An 18869-nucleotide genomic window follows, 5' to 3' on the forward strand; every position below is an offset into this window, starting at 1 on the left:
GAATATGAGGAGAGTAAGCGTTCTGTTCATCTGGTGTAGCATTTTCAGCTTAACTGTACTTACGGCAGCAGGCCAGTCGGTTGTTATTACCGGCCAGGTTAGCAGGGCCAACACCGGAAAGCCTGTTGCAGGGGCCGATATTTTCATCCAGGGAACGCCTGTTAATACCACCACCAACGGGCAGGGAAAATATACCCTACCCCTAAGCAAGGGCGGCACCTATACACTGGCAGTATTTTCCCATGGCCTCCGGAGCCAGGTTCGGCAGGTAGAAATAGCAGACAATACCCGCATTGAAATCAACTTTAGTCTTGAGGAGCTGGAAGAGGTTCTGGAAGAGGTAACCATATCGGAACAACGAAACTATACCGGAGGTATTACCCGCCTGAATGCCGTGGAAGGCACGGCCATTTACGAAGGGAAGAAGAATGAGGTAATTGTGCTGGAGGATATTACCGCCAACCTGGCCACTAATAACAGCCGACAGATTTACGCTAAAGTGCCGGGCCTGAACATCTGGGAAAGCGATGGTGCCGGCCTGCAGCTTGGTATTGGCGGCCGTGGCCTCAGCCCTAACCGCACCTCCAATTTTAATACCCGCCAGAATGGCTACGACATTAGTGCCGATGCGCTCGGCTACCCCGAAAGCTACTATACTCCGCCTGCCGAAGCCCTTGAACGTATCCAGATTGTGCGGGGCGCAGCCTCCCTGCAATATGGAACCCAGTTTGGCGGCATGCTCAACTTCATTCTGAAAGACGGCCCCTCCGATACACCTTTAGAGTTTACCACCCGCCAAACCATTGGCTCCTTCGGCCTCTTCAATTCCTTCAACAGCCTGGGCGGAACGGTAGGCAGTTTCAACTATTACACCTTTTACCAGCACAAGCAGGGCGATGGCTGGCGCCCCAACTCCGGATTTGAGGTCGATAATTTCTTTGGTGATTTTCAGTTTTCCATCAGCGACAAATTTAGTCTTGGGCTGGAATATACCCATATGAACTACCTGGCGCAGCAGCCGGGGGGCCTTACCGATGAGCAGTTTCTGGCCAATCCGCAGCTCTCCTTCCGCGATCGCAACTGGTTTAAGGTAAACTGGAATTTAGGGGCCGTATTAATGGAGTACCGTTTCAGCGATAAAACCCGTCTCGAAAGCAGAACCTTTGGCCTGTATGCAGGCAGAGATGCACTCGGCGATTTGGATCCACTGCACCGTCCCACTGGTGAATACCGAACACTTATACAGGATACCTTCCGCAACTTTGGCAACGAAACCCGCCTTATGCAGCACTACAGCCTAAAAGGTCGACCTGCCGTATTGCTGCTCGGTACACGTTACTACCAGGGACTTACCCATAAAATGCAGGGAGTGGCCAATAGTGGATCTGAGCCTGCTTTCCAGTACCTGAACCCAGACAGTCTGGTGTCGGACCACCTGTTCCCAAACCGCAACCTTGCCTTTTTCGCCGAAAATATCTTCCCGATAAACGACCAGTGGAGTATCACACCCGGCATCCGCTACGAATGGATCGACACCCGCACCGACGGCTATTACCAGGAAGTGATGTACATTGCCGATGAGAACGGACTACCCGTAGAAACTACCCGTACGCAGCTCGATAAAAAGAAGCGGCAGCGGCCGGTATGGCTGGCAGGGGTGGGCATTAGCTATAAGCCCCATTTGCAGACAGAGTTTTACGGGAATATCTCGCGAAATTACCGCGCCATTAATTTTACCGATCTCCGGATGTTAAATCCGAATATGTATGTCGACCCGAACCTGACAGATGAAAGTGGCTACAGCGCAGACCTGGGCTGGAGAGGGCGCAACAGCTGGCTGAACTACGACATGAGCCTTTTCTATTTAAAATATAAGGACAAGATCAGTACCATTAACGAAAACAGGAAGGGCATTCCGGTAAGGGCAAGACGCAATATTTCAGATGCATTTATCGCCGGCATGGAAAGCTTTGTGCAGGCAGATATAATGCAGTTACTACAGCCAAAGCCAGCCTTTCACCTGAACCTGTACCTGAACCTGGCACTTATCGAAGGCAGGTATTATAACTCAGAACAAACTGCCTTTCGCAATAAAAAAGTAGAGCTCGTACCTCCTGTCAATATCAAGTCGGGTCTGAGCTTCCGGAAAAATACTTTTGCGGCAAGCCTGCAATATTCCTATGTTGCCACCCAGTTTACCGATGCTGACAATACCAACCCAGTCACCCCCCTGCCGGGTGCAGTTATTGGTCCTATTCCGGCTTTTTATGTGATGGATCTGTCGCTGCAGTATGGCTTTAAGCAGTTTACCTTTGAAAGCGGTATAAACAACCTTACCGACAATCGCTACTTTACCCGTCGCGCCGATGGCTATCCCGGCCCGGGCATTATTCCTTCCGATGCCCGCAGCTTTTACCTTACACTCGGATTTAATTTCAGAAAAAAGTGAATTTATTAAACCTTCTTTTTTGTTAGCAACCTAACACGAATGTAGAGAATATCAACATTCCTGCTATATTTGCCCGTAATATATACTGCTTAAAAATAGTAATTAAAGTGCCTGAACCGATAAATATCGATAAAACCATTGTCATGTACCAGCCCATGCTGGTATCTATTGCCTACAAAATGGTCAATAACCTCATGGATGCCGAAGACATTGTGCAGGATACTTTACTGAAATTTCTGAGCAGCAAGCGGGAGCATATCCAGAATGTTAAGGCTTACCTGATAAAAGCCGTAACCAATAACTGCATTAACCACCTGAAAAAGATCAGGCAAAATGCCGAAGAGCTCATTGACCCTATTCTCCATGCCGAGTGGCTGGGTTCATTTGATTTCGACCTGCACAAGATAGACCTGGAGGTAGAGCTGTCGCAGGCTATGAAAGTGCTCATGCAAAAGCTGGAACCCAGCGAACGAGCGGTATACCTGTTTCGCGAAGTCTTTAGTTTCGATTATTCCGAGATTGCCGAAATTGTTGAAAAGAAAAAAGATAACTGCCGTCAGCTGTTTTGCCGCGCCCAGGGGAAGCTGCAGCAGGAAAAAGAGCGCTTTAACCTTAATATGGACCAGCACAAGCAAACATTCAACAGCTTTTTAGAAGGATGCCGCGAAGGCAGCTTTAAAAACCTGATGGAAACGCTCAAAGCCGATATTGGCGAAAAACTCCAGAACAAGTAGTTTCCCCGTTCATTCTCTTTCATACCCATAAATCCATTTTGAGAAAGCACTCCATTTATGGGAATTCGAATTAGCAGTATTTATTCCCAAAACCCCACTTCAGCCTTTTAAAGCCCATTCTTCGGAATCGGTACAGTTTTTATACACTGCAGGAAGCAGAAGATATTTTCATTTATTTACGCTTCCTTTCATGATATTCCTTACCAGCAGGTTTCCCTTTGAAGCCGTTCAGCTACTGAATCAACTCAGAATTACTACACAGGAGTGTATAAATATTTTCCCCACCGTGGAAGAAGCTGAAGCTAACCTTTATAAGATTCCTGATATCGTTCTCCTCGACGACAACCTGGGACTCACGAACCTCCTGTACCTTACCCAGAGTATCAAAATTTACGATAGCAAAATTGAAGTTGTATGGTTTTGTGCGGAGGAGTATAAAGAACTGCATAGTCTACACGAGAGCTATGGTGTTTACCAGTGCTTCCATAAAGAACAAACTTCCCTGGAACTGCTCAGCTTCACCATAATGGAGATCTGCAAGCGGGAGAAAGAAGGCCAGAAGCAAAAGCGAAAAGAATACCTGAGGAAGAACCTTTTAAGTTGCCTGATGTAGGCTTAAACTGAGAAGGATTGGTTTCATAAATCCTGTTAATCTTTACAACTGGCTACTCCCTTTTTCACCACACAATAAGTTCCTCCTATTTAGCTGAAAAAACGCACCCCTGGTTTTGAATAATCGACAAGCACTTTTTTACTACCTTTGTGGTAAAATTTTTTCGATGCGAATTTTAGCTTTACTTTTTACTTTTTTATTTCTTTCTCTTTCCGCAGCCGCACAGGCGCAACTTAAAGTAGCCGATGCGGAAAATGGGGAGCCACTCGAAAATGTGCTCATCCGGCACCAGCAGAGCGGGCAACAGCAGTATACCGATAGTTTAGGCCTGGCCCCTGTTCCCTGGAAACTGCCGGCAGAAGTAATTATTTACCTCCCCAACTATAGCAGCAGGCAGCTTCTCCTGCCGGATTCCGGCCACTTACCGACCATTTTGCTATACCCGCTCAGCGGCCAACTACCCGAGGTAGTTGTTCAGGCATATGAGCAGCACCGGAGCATACTCGAAGTGCCAGGTAGCATTCAGCACCTCGCTCCGCGCGAAATTGGCCGCTTCGACCAAACCAGCCTTTTGGCTTCGGTTAATGTGGTGCCGGGGGTACGGCTGGAGCAGCGTTCGCCCGGCAGCTACCGGGTATCTATCCGCGGAAGCTCTATTCGCGCACCCTTTGGCGTACGCAATGTAAAAATCTACTGGAACGGTATTCCTTTTACCGAACCCGGTGGCGATACCCAGCTCAATTTCCTCGACCTGGTGAATATCGACCAGATAGAAATTATTAAAGGCCCCGCCGGAAGTTTGTATGGAGCTGGCACCGGCGGAGCGCTCCTGCTCGATACCGAAACTGACGCTGCCAGGACAGAGGCAGGCTACTTGGGCGGCAGCTATGGATTGCAACGGGTGTATGCAAAAGTGCAGACAGGTGAGCCAGCTAACCGCTACGGCGTACGCGTTGCCCACCAGCAAACCGATGGCTACCGCAACCACAGCGCCTTTTCCCGCACCGTAGCCCAGCTTAATACAGAACATCAACTCGATGAGCACCGGCAACTGGAGCTAAACCTGCTCTACACCAACTTATTCTACCAGATTCCGGGAGGGCTAAACCCGGAGCAATACCAGGAAGATCCCCGCCAGGCCCGCCCCGGCAGTGCAGAAAAAAATGCTTCCATCAATTACGATGTGCTTATCAGTGGCCTGAGCCATGAGTGGGAATATGGAGACTGGCGTAACCAAACCACCCTTTATTCTTATCTGCACTACTTCGACCATCCATTTAATACCGACTACAAAAAGGAAAATACCCTTGCCGGCGGGGGCCGCACCATTTTCCAGTATGGCTTTGACTGGGGCCGTAGCAGCACTACCCTCACCGCTGGCGCGGAGTACCAGCTACAACAACGGTCTGCCCTTAACTTTGATAATGAAGAAGGACTACCCGATACCCTCAACTTTAGCGATGAAATACTGAGCAGCCAGTACCTCTTTTTTGCACAGGCCGAAGTCGAGCTGCCGCAGCAATGGCTGCTAACGGCGGGACTTAGCTACAACCGCCTTCGCTACGAAATTGACCGGCTGTACAGCCGCAATGGATTTGGGGCCGATGATGGACCTATTGTCTTCGAACCAGCTCTTGCCGCCCGTATAGGAGCCTCGAAAGTATTCCGGCCGGAGGTGAGCCTGCACGGCAGCATCAGCCAGGGCTTTTCGCCACCCGGACTGGACGAGGTACGAACCAATGAAGGCAGCCTCAACACCACTTTAGCGCCGGAGCAGGGGTGGAATTATGAGTTGGGCATTCGCGGCCATTTGCTTAACCACCGCCTTTACTACGACCTTATCACCTTCTGGTTCAACCTTAACCAAACCATTGTCAGCTACCAGGATGCCTCCGGGGTGGTGCTGTTCCGGAACACAGGTTCAACCCTGCAGCAGGGAGTGGAACTGTGGCTCGACTACCTCCTCCTGCAGCCAGAATCCGGCTTCCTGGAAGAGCTTCGCTTTCGCCAGAGCTATACTTATCACCGTTTCCTTTACCAGGAATATGCCCGGAATGGCCAAAGCTTTGAAGGAAAATATATTCCCGGCGTGGCTCCTCATACCCTTGCAAGCTCCATCAGCCTGAACAGCAGGGTAGGGCTAAACCTGCAGGCCGACTGGCAATATGTAGCAGATATTCCCCTTAATGATGCCAATATCGTTTTCGCAGAATCTTACCACCTCCTCAAAATGAAACTGGGCTACCAGCTCCCGCTAAAGGAGTTTTCGGCAGAAGTATTTGCCGGAGCGGACAACCTGCTTAATGAGGTTTACAGCCTGGGCAATGACACTAACCCACAGTATGGAGAGCGTTATTTTCAGCCTGCGGCTGCAAGAAGTTTTTTTGCAGGAATCCGGCTACAGTTTTGACAGTTCGTTGAAAATTATTTATTTGTAAAAGGTCAAAGTACAAACTTTTTCACCTTAGCTTAACAGGTATGAACACCACTTTTAATACAGAAGAAATTAACCGCCTGATGCGGCAGCGCCGCTCCATTTATCCCAATATGTTTTCCGGAGAACAGGTAGAGGATACCATCATTCAGCAAATGCTCGAAAATGCCAACTGGGCCCCTACGCATTCCCTTACCGAACCCTGGCGCTTCAGGGTTTTTACCGGAAAAGGACTGCAGCAGCTGGCCGATTTTCAGTCGGGCCTTTACCGCCGCAAAACAGAAGGCGAAGGGAATTTTGATGAAAATAAGTTCAGAAAATTACAGGAGAAGCCACTCCAGTGTTCGCACATTATCAGTATAGGAATGCAGCGCGACCCAAAAGAAAAATTACCAGAAATTGAAGAAGTGGAAGCCGTTGCCTGCGCCGTACAAAATATGTACTTAACTGCCGCTGCCTATCGTATTGGCTGCTACTGGGGCTCCGGAGGGGTTACCTACTGGCCCGAGGCAAGAGAATTTTTTGGCCTGGGTGAAAAAGACCGGCTCCTGGGTTTCCTCTATATTGGCATGCTCCGTACCAAATGGCCCGAAGGCCGCAGAAAGCCCATAGAAGATAAGGTAGAATGGGTCCGCTAAAAACCAGCAATGGCATAAATGGTACACCAGCCCTCCATCCGCGCTTTTTGATTTAAACCACCTTCCTTGTAAATTACACATTAATAATAGTTTAGTCAGCCCTTATGCACCAGACAAACAGCGCTTCAGGTGGTAAAAAAACGCCCGTTAGCCCACTACCCTTCCCGGGCTGGTGGCTCAGCGGCAGCGATGGGCTGATATACCCAAACCTGGCTTTCCAGGAGTATACAGGTGCAGATGCTCCCTTAACAGCTTCCCAGCTGCTTTCCTGTATCCACCCTGCTGATGCAGCTGAAGCAGCGCAACTATTCCAGCAAAGGCCTGAAAAACAGCAGACGGTTAATTATCGGCTAAAGAACCACAAAGGGCAGTACCGCTGGCACTCCCAAAGCTGGTCTGTCTCTCTCGCATCAGAGGGTGCCCCTGGAACAAATTACCTTGCTGTTTACCAGGACATACACGACCTATACAGCCGCGAGGCTTATTTTAAAAGCCGGTTTGAAGAGATATTCAATGAGTCCTTCCAGTTTACAGGCTTACTCGATACCGAAGGGCGCATGCTGGAAGCCAATAAATCGGCGCTTAATTTTTGTGGTTTTGAGTGGAAGGATGTGAAAGGACGTTTCTTTTGGGAAGCGGGCTGGTGGAAGAGCACTGAAGCCAATAACCGGCGCCTTCGCAAAGCGGTAATGCAGGCAGCCCGCGGTAACTTTGTCCGCTCCGAAGAAATTATTACCGACCGCAATGGAGAAGAGCTCTTTATTGATTTTTCCCTTAAACCCCTCTTCAACGAAAATGAGGAGGTCATGTTCCTGATTGCCGAAGGGCGCGATATCTCCGAGCTCCATCATACCCGAAATCAGCTCAAAGCTTCCGAAAGCAAGTGGCGCACCCTGGTAGAGAATACCCCCGATATTATTGTCAGGCACAGCCCCTCCCTTCATTACCTGTTTATTAACCAGGCTATTGAAAGCCACACAGGCCTTTCGCCTGGCCATTTTATCGGTAAAAAGCCCGAAGAGGTTGCCCTCCCACAGGCCCAAAACCAGCGTTATGTGCAGGCCCTGCATAAAGCACTTGCAGAAAAAGAGCAGGTGGAGTATGCCGCTGATGTACAGACCAGCAATGGCATAAAAGCCTTGTTTACGACCATTACGCCCGAACTAAATGAAGAGGATGAGGTAAAAAGCCTGCTGGTTGTTACCCGCGATATTTCTGAGCTAAAAGAAAAAGAAAAACAGCTGGCAGCCATAAACCAGGAGCTGAAGCTCAGCAATGTTAAATTGCGCAACATCCTGGATAGCACCAAAGATGCCATCTGCTCGCGTGACAGAGATTTTCGCCTGCTGGCCTTTAATAAATCCTTCGCAAAGGAATATCAGCGAATATATGGTATACAGCCAGAACCGGGCCAGGACCTGAAGGCAACGCTCTCTCACCTCCCGAATGAGCTGGAAAGCCTTCAGCAACTCTGGCATAGGGCTTTTAAAGGAGAAGCCTTCACTATTCTGCAGGAGCTGGGCGACCCCGGCATAAACCGCAATTATTATGAAATAACTTTCAACCCGATTTTTGATGAGCAGGGTCAGCAGATTGGTGCCACCATTGCATCAAGAGATGTAAGCCGCGAAAGAAGGATAGAAAAGGAGCTGAAAGATGCCAGGGAATTTCTCATTTTAGCTGAAAACATCCCGCAGATTATCTTTACCACCGATCCGAATGGAGTGCCCGATTATCTCAACCAGGCTTTTTACGAGTATACCGGCTTATCCGGCCTTGAAATGGGCGGTCAGTTCGCTAGTCTCTTTATCCAGCCAGCAGACTTGGGACCCTTCCGCGCGCTGTGGGCCGATGCCGTAAAAAATACCGAAGGACTCCAGCAGGAAATCAGGATCCGCCACCACAGCGGAGAATACCGCTGGAATATCGTTCGCTTTATTCCCCTCATCAATGCCGAAGAGCAGGTATTTAAATGGATAGGCTCTGCCACGGATATCCATGAGGCCAAAATCAGTGAAGAACGCCAGCGAATGGCTGCCCAGGAGTTCCGCCAGCTGGCCAACTCTCTCCCCCAGATAATCTGGACGGCCACTGCCGAAGGAAAACCCGATTACCTGAACCATAAGTGGTACGAGTATACAGGGCTGCCACAGAACCAGGAGGACGATTTTGACTGGCACCACAGAATCCATCCCGACGACCTGGAGCAGGCAGTGCAGGGATGGAAACATTCTGTCGAAACACAGGAAGAGTACCGCACAGAATATCGCATTCGTAACAAGGAAGGCGAATACCGCTGGTTCCTTGCCAAGGGCATTCCTTTATACAATGCAGAAGGAGAAATTATGAAATGGTTTGGCTCCTGTACCGATATTCATGACCAGAAACTGCAAAATAAGCGCCTCTGGCAGCAAAACCTGCAGCTGAACCAGATTAACCAGTACCTCGATAACTTCGTGCATACAGCTGCTCACGACCTGCGGGCTCCCATTGCCAATATGAAAGGCCTGCTAAGCCTGCTCGACCTTTCCATACCCGAAAAAGCAGAGAGAATCGTGGAGAACCTTAATATTTCGGCCGAGCGTATGGATACAACACTTCAGGGAATGATTCAGCTCATCGAGGCCCAGAACCAGCAGGGCGATATTATGCGCGATATCGATATCGAAGAAGAATTCCTTTCCACCCTTAAAGATTTTAAGCCGGAGCTTTCAGCCGTCGATCATGCCATACATACTTCCTTCGAAGGCTGCCGGCATATTACCTTTGTTCGCCCCTACCTGCACAGCATTTTCCGCAATCTGCTTAGCAACTCCATTAAATACCGAAAGGCAGAAGAACCCCTCCATATTCGCATGGAATGCACAAAAGAAGAAGGTTTTGTAGTAGTTACTTACCAGGATAATGGAATAGGCATTGATTTGGAGCGCTATGGCAAAAATCTGTTCCGCCCCTTCCGCCGCTTTACCAGCCAGGCCAGTGGAAAGGGAATTGGTATGCACATTGTAAAAAACATGCTGGTAAAAACAGGGGGAAAAATAAAGGTAGAAAGTAAGCCAGGCCAGGGCACTACCTTTTTGCTGTACCTCAAAAACCTTCCTGAAGCACCCGAGATAGAAGAAGAAGTAGCCGGGGAAGACTTTTAGTGCCCCACCAGCAACATCCAGCGGAAGGCCCATTTCCAGCGAAGCTGATAGCTCCTCAGCCCGGCCCGTGCAAGAATCTGTTGCCAGTCTTTTCGGGAGAAGGCCCGTAGTACCGATACCGGCGCATCGTGTTTTACCATGTAAGAGCGGCTGGCAAGTTGCGTAATGAGTTTAATGGAATGATAAGCGATCGGGTGCCGGTGTAAATCATTTACCACCAGCCCCAGACGTGCCTGCCCATGGAGGCTCTTCATCATTTTTACCAGCTGTTCGTCTGTAAAATGGTGAGTGAATAAAGTGCTGGTTACAATGTCGAACTTTCTGGCAGCAAAAGAATCCGAAAAAATATCGGCGACCAGATATTCAATTTCCGGCCAGGCGGCGGTATTCTTCCTGGCATATTCAATAATATTCGGATTCGCATCTACGCCGGTCAGGCGCACCGGAATTCCTTTCACCTTTGCCCACTTGGCCATCAGCAACAGCATATCCCCTCCGCCGCAACCAATGTCGGCGATTTCCAGCGGTTTATCGAACGTCTTTCCTTTTATCAGGCGCTCCAGTCCCTGCAGCGTTACGCTGTTGCCACCCAAGTACTGGTTAATTATTTTCAGCTCGCGCAGAGCCTGGTTCCAGTCGGGTCCTGTACCGCTAAGGTCGTCCATAATTTCGATACGTTTGCTACGTTCAGCAAAAGAGGGAGCCCCAGGAATGAGAGAAAAGGACATTCGTTTAAGAGTTTAGATTAAGCTTTAATGCGCAGCAACATGCTTTCGAGCGTAAGGCCGGGACCAAAGGCAAAGCTCACCACCGACTTACCATTATCGCTCCTCTTCATATCGCCCATCAGCGCTTTTAGCACAAAAAGTACCGTGGAGGAAGACATATTTCCATAGTTTTCAAGCACTTCGTAAGCATAGCGGTTGTCTTCTTTTTGCAGGCCCAGCGCCTGTTCAATGGAGCTTAAAATTCTTTTTCCTCCAGGGTGTACGGCGTAGTATACCTTGCCGCTCAACTGATTTTTAAAGGTATCCAGCAGCCGGTCGCTCAGCTTTTTAATTCCTCCCTTTATAAAATCAGGGATGTAGGACGACAGGCGCATTTCAAAGCCCTGGTTACCGATGCGCCAGGCCATATCGTTGATACCTTCATAGGCAAGGTCGCAGTAAAAATTTTCGAAGCTGAGCTGCAGGCAGTCCCGCTGCTCTGTTTCAACCAGGAGAGCTGCCGCTCCATCGCCAAAAATAGCGTTGGAGAGCAGGTTATCTTCATCGGCTTTATTCTGGAAATGCAGCGTACAGAGCTCCACGCAAACGACCAGCACCTTACTTTTCGGCTCGGCCCGGCAAATATCATTGGCTACCTTAAGGGCGTTAAAGGCCGCATAGCAGCCCATAAAATTGATGGCCGTGCGGCGCACATTGCCGGGCAGCCCCAGCTGGCGTACAATTTCGATATCGATACCAGGGGCGTGCATACCTGTACAGCTTACCGTAACCAGGTGTGTAACCTCCTGTACATCAAATCCAGGCAGCTGACTAAGGCTGTTTTGTATCGCCTCCAGGCTTAGCTTAGTAGCCTCTTCGCCATACACCTGCATGCGGTCTTCGGTAGAGGGAAAAGGCTCCAGGTTCTCCGAATTAGGAAAAAAACTATAATTACCGTAGGACTTTGAATAGTCTTTCAACACCGAGTAGCGGCTCCGGATACCCGATAGCCGATAGAGGGCTTTTAGTTTTCGCCGTTCTTCATTACTGAGTGCCAGAGACTCCTCCATAAAACGAGCAGCATCCTGTTGGTCAACTTTATGAGGCGGGTTAGCCGTGCCTATGGCAGATATATAGGTTTTCATATCAAAATAAATGGTAAAAAAGTTAATATCTTGTTCAAACAAAAGGTTTAGGCTATGCTCAAAAAATCGACCTTACTGCACCTGCGGCTTCCCTTTTCTTTTTACCTGATGCCGGTTTACTTTTTTGCCCTCAGTGTGGCTGACCAGGTATCTATTATACCTGCATTGCTGATATTTGTTGCCTTGCACCTTTTCCTGTACCCGGCCAGTAATGCCTATAACAGCTACTTCGACAAAGATGAGGAAAGTATAGGTGGCTTAAAGCATCCGCCTCCGGTGAGCCGGCAGCTATTGTATGCGGCTTTTCTGCTCGATGGCCTCGCCTGGCTTACGGGCTTGTTCATCAGCCTTCCCTTTGCGGTAATGGCAATTATGTACAGCCTGGTTTCACGTGCCTACAGTCATCCTTCCATCCGGCTTAAAAAATATCCGCTGGCCAGCTGGCTCGTTGCAGGCTTTTTCCAGGGCTTTTTTACTTTTATGATGGTGTGCGTAGGCCTGGGGAGCGGAGGAATTGAGGAAAGCCTGAAGACTCCTGTACTTATCCCTGCCTTTTTAAGCTCTATGCTGCTGTGGGGTTCTTATCCAATGACGCAGGTGTACCAGCACCGCGAGGATAGCCGCCGGGGCGATCGCACCCTTAGCCTTGTGTTAGGTATAAGGGGTACTTTTTATTTTACCGCCGCCTTTTTTACCCTGGCTATTGCCGGTTTTACCTTCTATTATATTACCTATTATTCCCTGCGTCAGGCGCTGCTTTTTCAACTGTTCCTGCTGCCTATGCCGGGCTATTTTATTTACTGGCTGATAAAGGTGCAGAAGAATATTTCCCTGGCCGACTTTAGCCATAGTATGCGGCTGAATACCATTTCTGCCTTTTGCCTGAACCTGTTCTTTTTGCTGTTCAGGTTCCTGGGGAAACTCCCCTGATACTGGCGTTTAGAGGGACGGCAAGTGTATGCGAATGGTAGTTCCCGCTCCTAGTTTACTTTCTATTTCCATATGACCCTGCAACCTTTCTATCGCCTGTTTTACTATGTACATGCCCAAACCCGAACCTTCAGACTTCTCTGTTGCTCAAAAAAACATCTTGCCAATGTCCTGCATAAACTGCTGGTCTATTCCAATGCCATTATCTTCTATACAAATGGTAGCCTTATCGGGAAAAGTTTTAACCGTAACATGGATGTATGGCTGCTTTTTGGAAAAATCGGAATACTTGATGGCATTACCAATTAAGTTATTAAAGATAATGCGGAGCCGCAGTAAGTCGCTCTTGCATGGATATTCTTCACAATGACAATCAACCTTTATGGCTATCTTACTGTAGTTGCTCAGGTAGTTAAGATTACTCAGGCTTTCCTCAATAATTGATTCCCAGTCTACCTTTTCAGCCTTTAACTCTCCCCTGCTGGTTTTTGCATAAGTGAGCATTGATTTTACAAAGTTATCCAGCTTTTCCACCCGGTTTTCCATATAGCCCAGGTATTCCGGTATCATCCGGGGATCTTTCTCTAACTTAGCCAGCGACAAAAGCCCCAGAATGGACGTAAGGGGGGAACGCAAATCGTGAGATGTTTTGTACATAATCTGGTCCAGCTCAAAGTTTCGGTCCGAAAGTTCGCTTAGCGTTTTGCGGAGTTCCTGCTTTTGATGCTTCAGGCGTTTATTGGTTGCTGCTACTTTTTCGCGCTCTTCCGCCAGTTCTTCATTCTGGGCTTCCAGCTCATGATTCAGTTTAATGGTTTCTTCTAATAAACCCTGAATAATTTCCTGCTGCTCTATTTCCTTTGTCAGGTCCAGCGCATAGCCCCCAATGGCATCAACCACCCCGTCTGCATTCCAGATGGGAAAGCGGGTAACAAAAAAGTGAAGCTTCCGGCCCTCCAGCAGGTGTACCTCATGAGAAAGATCGGCCTCGGCAGATTCTATCACCTTCCGGATTACCTCCTTTTGCTTTTTACAGGCCGCCGGGCTAAACACATTGTCGAGCGGTAAGCCCATTGTTTTTTGCCTGCCTACATAGCTGTTAAAGGAGTCGTTGGATAATTGTACAACAAAATTTTTATCAATGATAAAAACCGGCATGGGAGCATACCTGAGAAAGGAGCGCAAGGAGCGAATAGTCGTCTTATATCGTTCTGTATCAGCCGCATCCGGGAGAGTAGTGGCTTCAAAAACCAGAACTGCCACACCCTTTACCCTACTTTCCTCACCCAGCAGGGGTAAAAAGTGAAGGTCGAAACGGTTTCCGGAAACTTTTCCTTCTTTGGTGAGAATGGGCTTTTCCTCCAGCATAAAAGAGTCGCCACTCAGGGCTTTTCGAAAGTACTCTTCTGCCTGCACCTCCTCCTCTAAAGGAAAGAAGTTAACCACCGGCTGGCCAATACAATCGCTGTTGCGAATACCTGTTATACTTTCCATACACAGGTTCCATTCGCGGATTAACAGGTCGTCGTCGAACACACATAGCCCTACTGCCTTGTTTGTGGAGAGGCTTTGGGCCAGGGCATGGCCACTGATAGTTAAGGCTTGCATAGGGTCGTGGAATAGGATTAGGTTGAAAAAAGTTAACTGGAAACAGATATCCTACCCTGATAAGGCAAACAGCTTTTACTGCCACCTTCATTGCTAAATCACTGCTTATTACTCCCTTTCCTTCTCTGCTTTCCCTGAAGCATAATCCCTTTTATCTGCAGAAAGAAAATAAAATAATTGAATCTATTCCTTGTATAATTCAACGGCATTTATAGTTTTATGTTCAAATTCAGTCAATAAAAAGCCCTGCCAACCAATCAGGCTGCAGGGCTCAGACGCGAAAAATTAAAGATTAATTACTGTTTTCGAAGATAGATGTTGCTGCTGATGGTTTCCAGTTCCAGCAGCGGGCCTCCATCGCCTTTTTTGCCTTTAAGCTCGTAGCCAACCATTGGAGGTGTTTTTTCCTGGTTCAGGATGTCAAAATCCAGATTAGTATAGAGCTCGCCGGTAACCGACTGCAGATAAATATCGGCCTCCTGCTGTTGTGGCCAGCTAAAGTCGATAAAGCCGCTGATGGATTTAATCTGGTTATCGCCCTGCAGGCCTTCAGCCTCAACATTGGCACTAATGGTTTCCAGCTTCAGGTCTGCCCTCCGTGGTACTTTTAGCTCATATACAATGTCGGTGCAAGTAGTATAACCTTCCCCATCATCCTCTCTGTAGCTGGTTTGGGCGCCGGGGCAATCGGCTGCCCTGCCCTTTTTCAGCATCTCTTCGTTAAAGCTCGCCTCCAGCTGGATGGCGGCCTCACTTTCTTCCACCTCCAGCACCAGCGCCTCGTTGAGGGTATTGTTGTTGATGTTAACCGTCGCCACCAGGGCTACTTCATTCCTGTCCCAGCCACTTAGCTTGATGGTTTCTGCTATGGGCAGGTCCAGCTGAATTTGCTGCCCTTGCTGGTAAGGGATATTCTTCTTGATTACTTTTTGTTGTGCCTGTAGTCCTGCGCTCGTAAGCAGGAAGCACAGGAGCAAAAGCAATTTATTTACTGCTGTCTTTTTCATGGCTTATTCTGCTTTTCTGAGGTAAATATTGCTGCTGATGGTTTTAATCCCGACTTCCGGACCACCGCCATTGGTGCTTCCTTCGATGGTTTGCCCGCCGCCCACCAGCCGCATTTCACCGTCTTCTTTTTCTCTTTTCAGCTTGATATCCATATCGGTATAAATTTCACCTGTAACGGATTGCAGCACAAAATCGGCTTTGGCACCTTTGGGCATGGTTACATCCACATCGCTGGCAACAGTAGAAATCATGTTTACCGAATTAGGGGCTAAAGCGCTATAGATGATTTCAATTTCGCCGCTGGTGCTGTTGGCAATAATGGGCCCCTGCACACCGGTCAGGCGGATATCGGCATTTTTTGCCTGAACTTCCACCTCATTCTTCATGTCCTGCACATTTATTTCCAGTCCATTCCAGTTGAGCTGCTCAACGCTGAGCCTGGCATTTTTAGGAAGCTTCAGAATATACTCCCCTCCCTGGTTAGAGGCTTCGCGAATCACTACATCACCCTTTTCTTCTGTAACCGATATACCAATTCCGGTATTATCCTGTGCGCTGTTATAGAGGGGGCGTAAACCGGCCGCTCTTTCCGGCGGTTTTTCATAGTCGAGGGCCGTAATTTTAATTTCTTTGCCGTCATAGCCTTCTACTTTTACTTCGCTTTTGTTTAGTAAAAGAATAATTCGCTGGTTATTGCCTAGAGCTTTGCTGTATTCCTGTGCATAGGCCGGCAGAAGAACCGCAAGTAAGCAACTTAAAATGAGTAATCGTTTCATATGGTTTCGATAAAATTTTAGAACAAAGTATATAGTAGAACAGCTGTTTCTATTTCATTAAATGAGGACGCCTATACCCTGCTGCAGGCGGTGCTTCACCACTTCCTGCAGCTCTTTTTCCTGCAGCATTTCCTGCATCTGAGGCACGGCTTCCTTATTTTTCATTTTAATGAGCCCGTCGATAAGCTGAAGCTGCACGTTTGGGTCATTTTGTATTTGCAGCGACTGTACAAAGGCCTGCCGTACCTGCGGCCGGTCGCGGAAGTGGAGAAGCGCTTTTATGGCCGCCATGCGGACATTCACGTTTTCATCGAAATGCATGGTTTCAATGAGTACCTGCACCAGCTCGTCGTCGGCTACTTCATTTTGCTGCACATAGCTCACCGCCTTTATTCGCTGGCTGGGCGAGCTTTGCGACAACATGCTTTTCATTTCCTGCACCTCCTGCTGTATCTGGGCAAGCTGCTGGTTTTGCCGGCTATCTTCAACCAAAGCGGTAGCCGGAGGGGCTGAATCGGCATTTAAAGTTCCGAACCAGTAGCCAATCGCCAGCAGCGCTATGGCAGCTGCTATTTGCCAGAGACGGTTTACCGGCAGCTGAATGGTTTTGGCTTCCGGCTTTTGCGCCTGCAAAGAGGCATCGAGGCGGGCAAACAATTCATCATCGCCCAGGCTGCTTTCTTCCCCGCCGGCTGCCTTCATATGCCCCAACAGGCTGGCTTCCTGCTGCAGGTGAGGGGGTACATCGGAACGGGAAAGTAAGGCCTTCAGCGCCATTTCTTCTTCGGCACTGCTGAGGCCGGCATAATACCGCTCCAGTAATTCTTCGGCTCTATTCCAGTTCATAATTGTTAATTTTCGTAAAGTTTTCCCGTACCGCTTTCCGGGCTCTCGACAGGTTTACCCGAATGGTATTGACCGAAAGGCCGGTTACTTCTTCTATTTCTTCATAGCTAAGCTCCTCCACATCGCGCAGGCGAATAAGGGTTTGCTGTTGTTCGGGCAGTACAGCGAAGAGACGCTTCATTAGCTGCTCGCTGTCCATCAGCTCCAGCTTCCGGTAGGGCGTGGCTTCGGCACTGCCCCAGTCGGGCATTTCGGCCTGGCCCGCGCGGTTTTTATAGCCCTTCGACTTTATCCTGTCCAGACAAAGGTTGCGGGTAATGCGCAGCGCAAAGGCTTCGGCACTCTGGCATTCGGCAAGCTTCTGCCGGTGCGTCCAGAGCCGCAACATAGTCTCCTGCAGCATATCGTTCGCTTCTTCGCTATCCTTTAGCAGCGAGAGCGCCATCCGGTACAGGCGGTTTTTAGTCGGGAGAATCAGTTGTTTAAACGCTTGTGCATCCATTCTACAATCAAGACGAGCCCTGGAACTTTTCATTACAAGCTACTGAAAAATTTTACTTTTTAGCCCTGCTCTAATACCAGATTAGGTAATTCATTCTTTTGGAGGTAGTGTGGTAGATGATAGCAAATCCCCTCCTGCGGCTAAACTTGTAGAAGAGACTTCTAATGGCAGACATAGGCTGCCTTGTCCTGCCCTCGGGGCATCTCGGGAAGAGTGAATCGTTGAAATGGGTGTGCTATTCTCCATTTTGGCTCTTCTTTACAAGTGTTGCTTCATCAGATTCCCTGCGGGAATAACAAAGGGAGCCTTTCTTCAAGTAGCAACTTTTCCCTGAAGGTTAGCTCCAGTGGAGAGGCTAATGGAACCCGCTTAGGAAGCTCGGCGAAGAATGGGACTTCCTGAGAAGTAGAGTGAACCTCATTTACTAAAGGAGCTTCATGCTAATTTGCTCCAAATACAAAAGAGCCTGCAGGGACATCCCACAGGCTCTTTTTATTCTGTATTATTTTCTTTACTTCTTCCGAATAAGTATATCGCCATTCAGACTTTTGAAGAGGTATTCAGGGCCGCCGCCATTTACATCGCCCTGCACCCAATCTTCGATTTTAACCTTATACACGCCTTTGCTGTCGGAGGTTTTTACCCGCTCCTTATCCTGACGGAGCTTCATATCAAAGTCTGTGTACACCTCGCCGTGCTCGGTTTTGGCTTTTACCGTAAAGGCAGTTGAGGCTGGCAGTGCTACCTCTACATCACCATTCAGGTTGGTAAAGGCCATCGGGGCATTCGGGCTCACCTTGTCGAAGCTTACGCCAATGTCACCATTTACCGTATTGAGCACCGCAGAACCCTGTACATCTTTCAGCATGATACCACCATTTACATTATCGACTACAATTTCGCCGTTTACATCCTCCACTTTTACCATTTCGCCATTTACGGTATGCAGATTGAGAGAGAAGTTCCGTGGTACCAGCACTTCTATATTTCCTTCGCCATTGTGCGACATGCTTTCGATATATACCACATTATTCTGCTCCCGGGCTTCGAGGCCTATACCGTTGGTGCTGATTTTCCGCAGACCATTTTTTGCCTGGCTGATACTGGTTTTTACTTCCGGCATTTCTACCCGCAGCACTACTTCTTTGCCATCGTAGCCCTTGACAAGTAAATCGCCCTGCATCATGCTCACTTTTAAAGTGCCGGGCTTTGCCGGGTTGCTCAGTGGAATAGCAATTTGTTCCTGCACCGTTTGTGCCTGCAGGAATGTTTGCGCCAGCATGAGCTGCCCCACTACCAGGAGACTTGTTATCCATTTTATCTTATTCATCAT

At 48.5% G+C, this 18869-nt stretch carries 14 protein-coding genes and 1 pseudogene; 7 read left to right on the forward strand and 8 right to left on the reverse strand.

The annotated features are described in order from the left end of the window. Positions 1–4: 4 nt before the first annotated feature. The 6 genes from F752_RS0103115 to F752_RS0103140 all read left to right on the forward strand — a co-directional run bounded on the left by F752_RS0103115 (position 5) and on the right by F752_RS0103140 (position 10014). Positions 5–2449 (forward strand): TonB-dependent receptor, encoded by a 2445-nt coding sequence (locus F752_RS0103115; RefSeq protein ID WP_017730271.1) that lies wholly within the window; start codon positions 5–7, stop codon positions 2447–2449. A gap of 107 nt (positions 2450–2556) precedes the next feature. Continuing rightward, positions 2557–3183, forward strand: a complete 627-nt coding sequence (locus tag F752_RS0103120; protein ID WP_236613970.1) for a sigma-70 family RNA polymerase sigma factor — start codon at positions 2557–2559, stop codon at positions 3181–3183. Positions 3184–3373: 190 nt separating this feature from the next. Then, the gene (locus tag F752_RS0103125; protein WP_017730273.1) at positions 3374–3796 is read left to right on the forward strand and encodes a hypothetical protein; all 423 of its coding nucleotides are present in this window, start codon (positions 3374–3376) and stop codon (positions 3794–3796) included. Positions 3797–3962: 166 nt separating this feature from the next. Then, complete coding sequence (locus F752_RS0103130; RefSeq protein WP_017730274.1) at positions 3963–6206, forward strand: TonB-dependent receptor family protein; 2244 nt, start codon at positions 3963–3965, stop codon at positions 6204–6206. A 68-nt stretch (positions 6207–6274) separates the two neighbouring features. After that, on the forward strand, positions 6275–6868 hold the full coding sequence (locus F752_RS0103135; protein WP_017730275.1) for a nitroreductase family protein: 594 nt from the start codon (positions 6275–6277) through the stop codon (positions 6866–6868). A 104-nt stretch (positions 6869–6972) separates the two neighbouring features. Beyond that, positions 6973–10014 carry a PAS domain S-box protein gene (locus F752_RS0103140; protein ID WP_017730276.1) on the forward strand — a complete coding sequence of 1014 codons (3042 nt, stop codon included), beginning with the start codon at positions 6973–6975 and terminating at the stop codon, positions 10012–10014. On the opposite strand, the gene F752_RS0103145 is transcribed toward F752_RS0103140, so the two are convergent. Both F752_RS0103145 and F752_RS0103150 read right to left on the reverse strand, forming a co-directional pair. Further along, positions 10011–10742 carry a methyltransferase domain-containing protein gene (locus F752_RS0103145; protein WP_017730277.1) on the reverse strand — a complete coding sequence of 244 codons (732 nt, stop codon included), beginning with the start codon at positions 10740–10742 and terminating at the stop codon, positions 10011–10013. The genes F752_RS0103140 and F752_RS0103145 overlap by 4 nt on opposite strands. Before the next feature lie 17 nt (positions 10743–10759). After that, on the reverse strand, positions 10760–11866 hold the full coding sequence (locus F752_RS0103150) for a type III polyketide synthase (protein WP_026135479.1): 1107 nt from the start codon (positions 11864–11866) through the stop codon (positions 10760–10762). Positions 11867–11920: 54 nt separating this feature from the next. On the opposite strand from F752_RS0103150, the gene F752_RS0103155 reads away from it, so the two are divergent. Next, positions 11921–12796: a UbiA family prenyltransferase gene (locus F752_RS0103155; protein WP_017730279.1), complete on the forward strand. Its 876-nt coding sequence runs from the start codon at positions 11921–11923 to the stop codon at positions 12794–12796. A gap of 9 nt (positions 12797–12805) precedes the next feature. Here the strand turns inward: F752_RS0103155 and F752_RS25150 are convergent. From F752_RS25150 to F752_RS0103185, 6 genes and pseudogenes are all read right to left on the reverse strand, one after another. Next, a pseudogene (locus F752_RS25150) lies at positions 12806–14404 on the reverse strand (ATP-binding protein). 296 nt (positions 14405–14700) lie between these two features. Next, on the reverse strand, positions 14701–15411 hold the full coding sequence (locus F752_RS0103165; RefSeq protein ID WP_017730281.1) for a DUF4097 family beta strand repeat-containing protein: 711 nt from the start codon (positions 15409–15411) through the stop codon (positions 14701–14703). 3 nt (positions 15412–15414) lie between these two features. Next, positions 15415–16188 carry a DUF4097 family beta strand repeat-containing protein gene (locus F752_RS0103170; RefSeq protein WP_017730282.1) on the reverse strand — a complete coding sequence of 258 codons (774 nt, stop codon included), beginning with the start codon at positions 16186–16188 and terminating at the stop codon, positions 15415–15417. 57 nt (positions 16189–16245) lie between these two features. Then, entirely contained in the window at positions 16246–17034 is a 789-nt protein-coding gene (locus tag F752_RS0103175) for a HEAT repeat domain-containing protein (RefSeq protein WP_017730283.1), read from the reverse strand. Further along, positions 17021–17569: an RNA polymerase sigma factor gene (locus F752_RS0103180; RefSeq protein ID WP_236613971.1), complete on the reverse strand. Its 549-nt coding sequence runs from the start codon at positions 17567–17569 to the stop codon at positions 17021–17023. The genes F752_RS0103175 and F752_RS0103180 overlap by 14 nt, the downstream gene beginning before the upstream one ends. A 478-nt stretch (positions 17570–18047) precedes the next feature. Next, positions 18048–18869, reverse strand: coding sequence for a DUF4097 family beta strand repeat-containing protein (locus F752_RS0103185; RefSeq protein ID WP_026135480.1), 822 nt, complete (start codon positions 18867–18869; stop codon positions 18048–18050).

This window comes from Nafulsella turpanensis ZLM-10, assembly GCF_000346615.1.
GTDB classification, from domain to species: Bacteria; Bacteroidota; Bacteroidia; order Cytophagales; family Cyclobacteriaceae; genus Nafulsella; species Nafulsella turpanensis.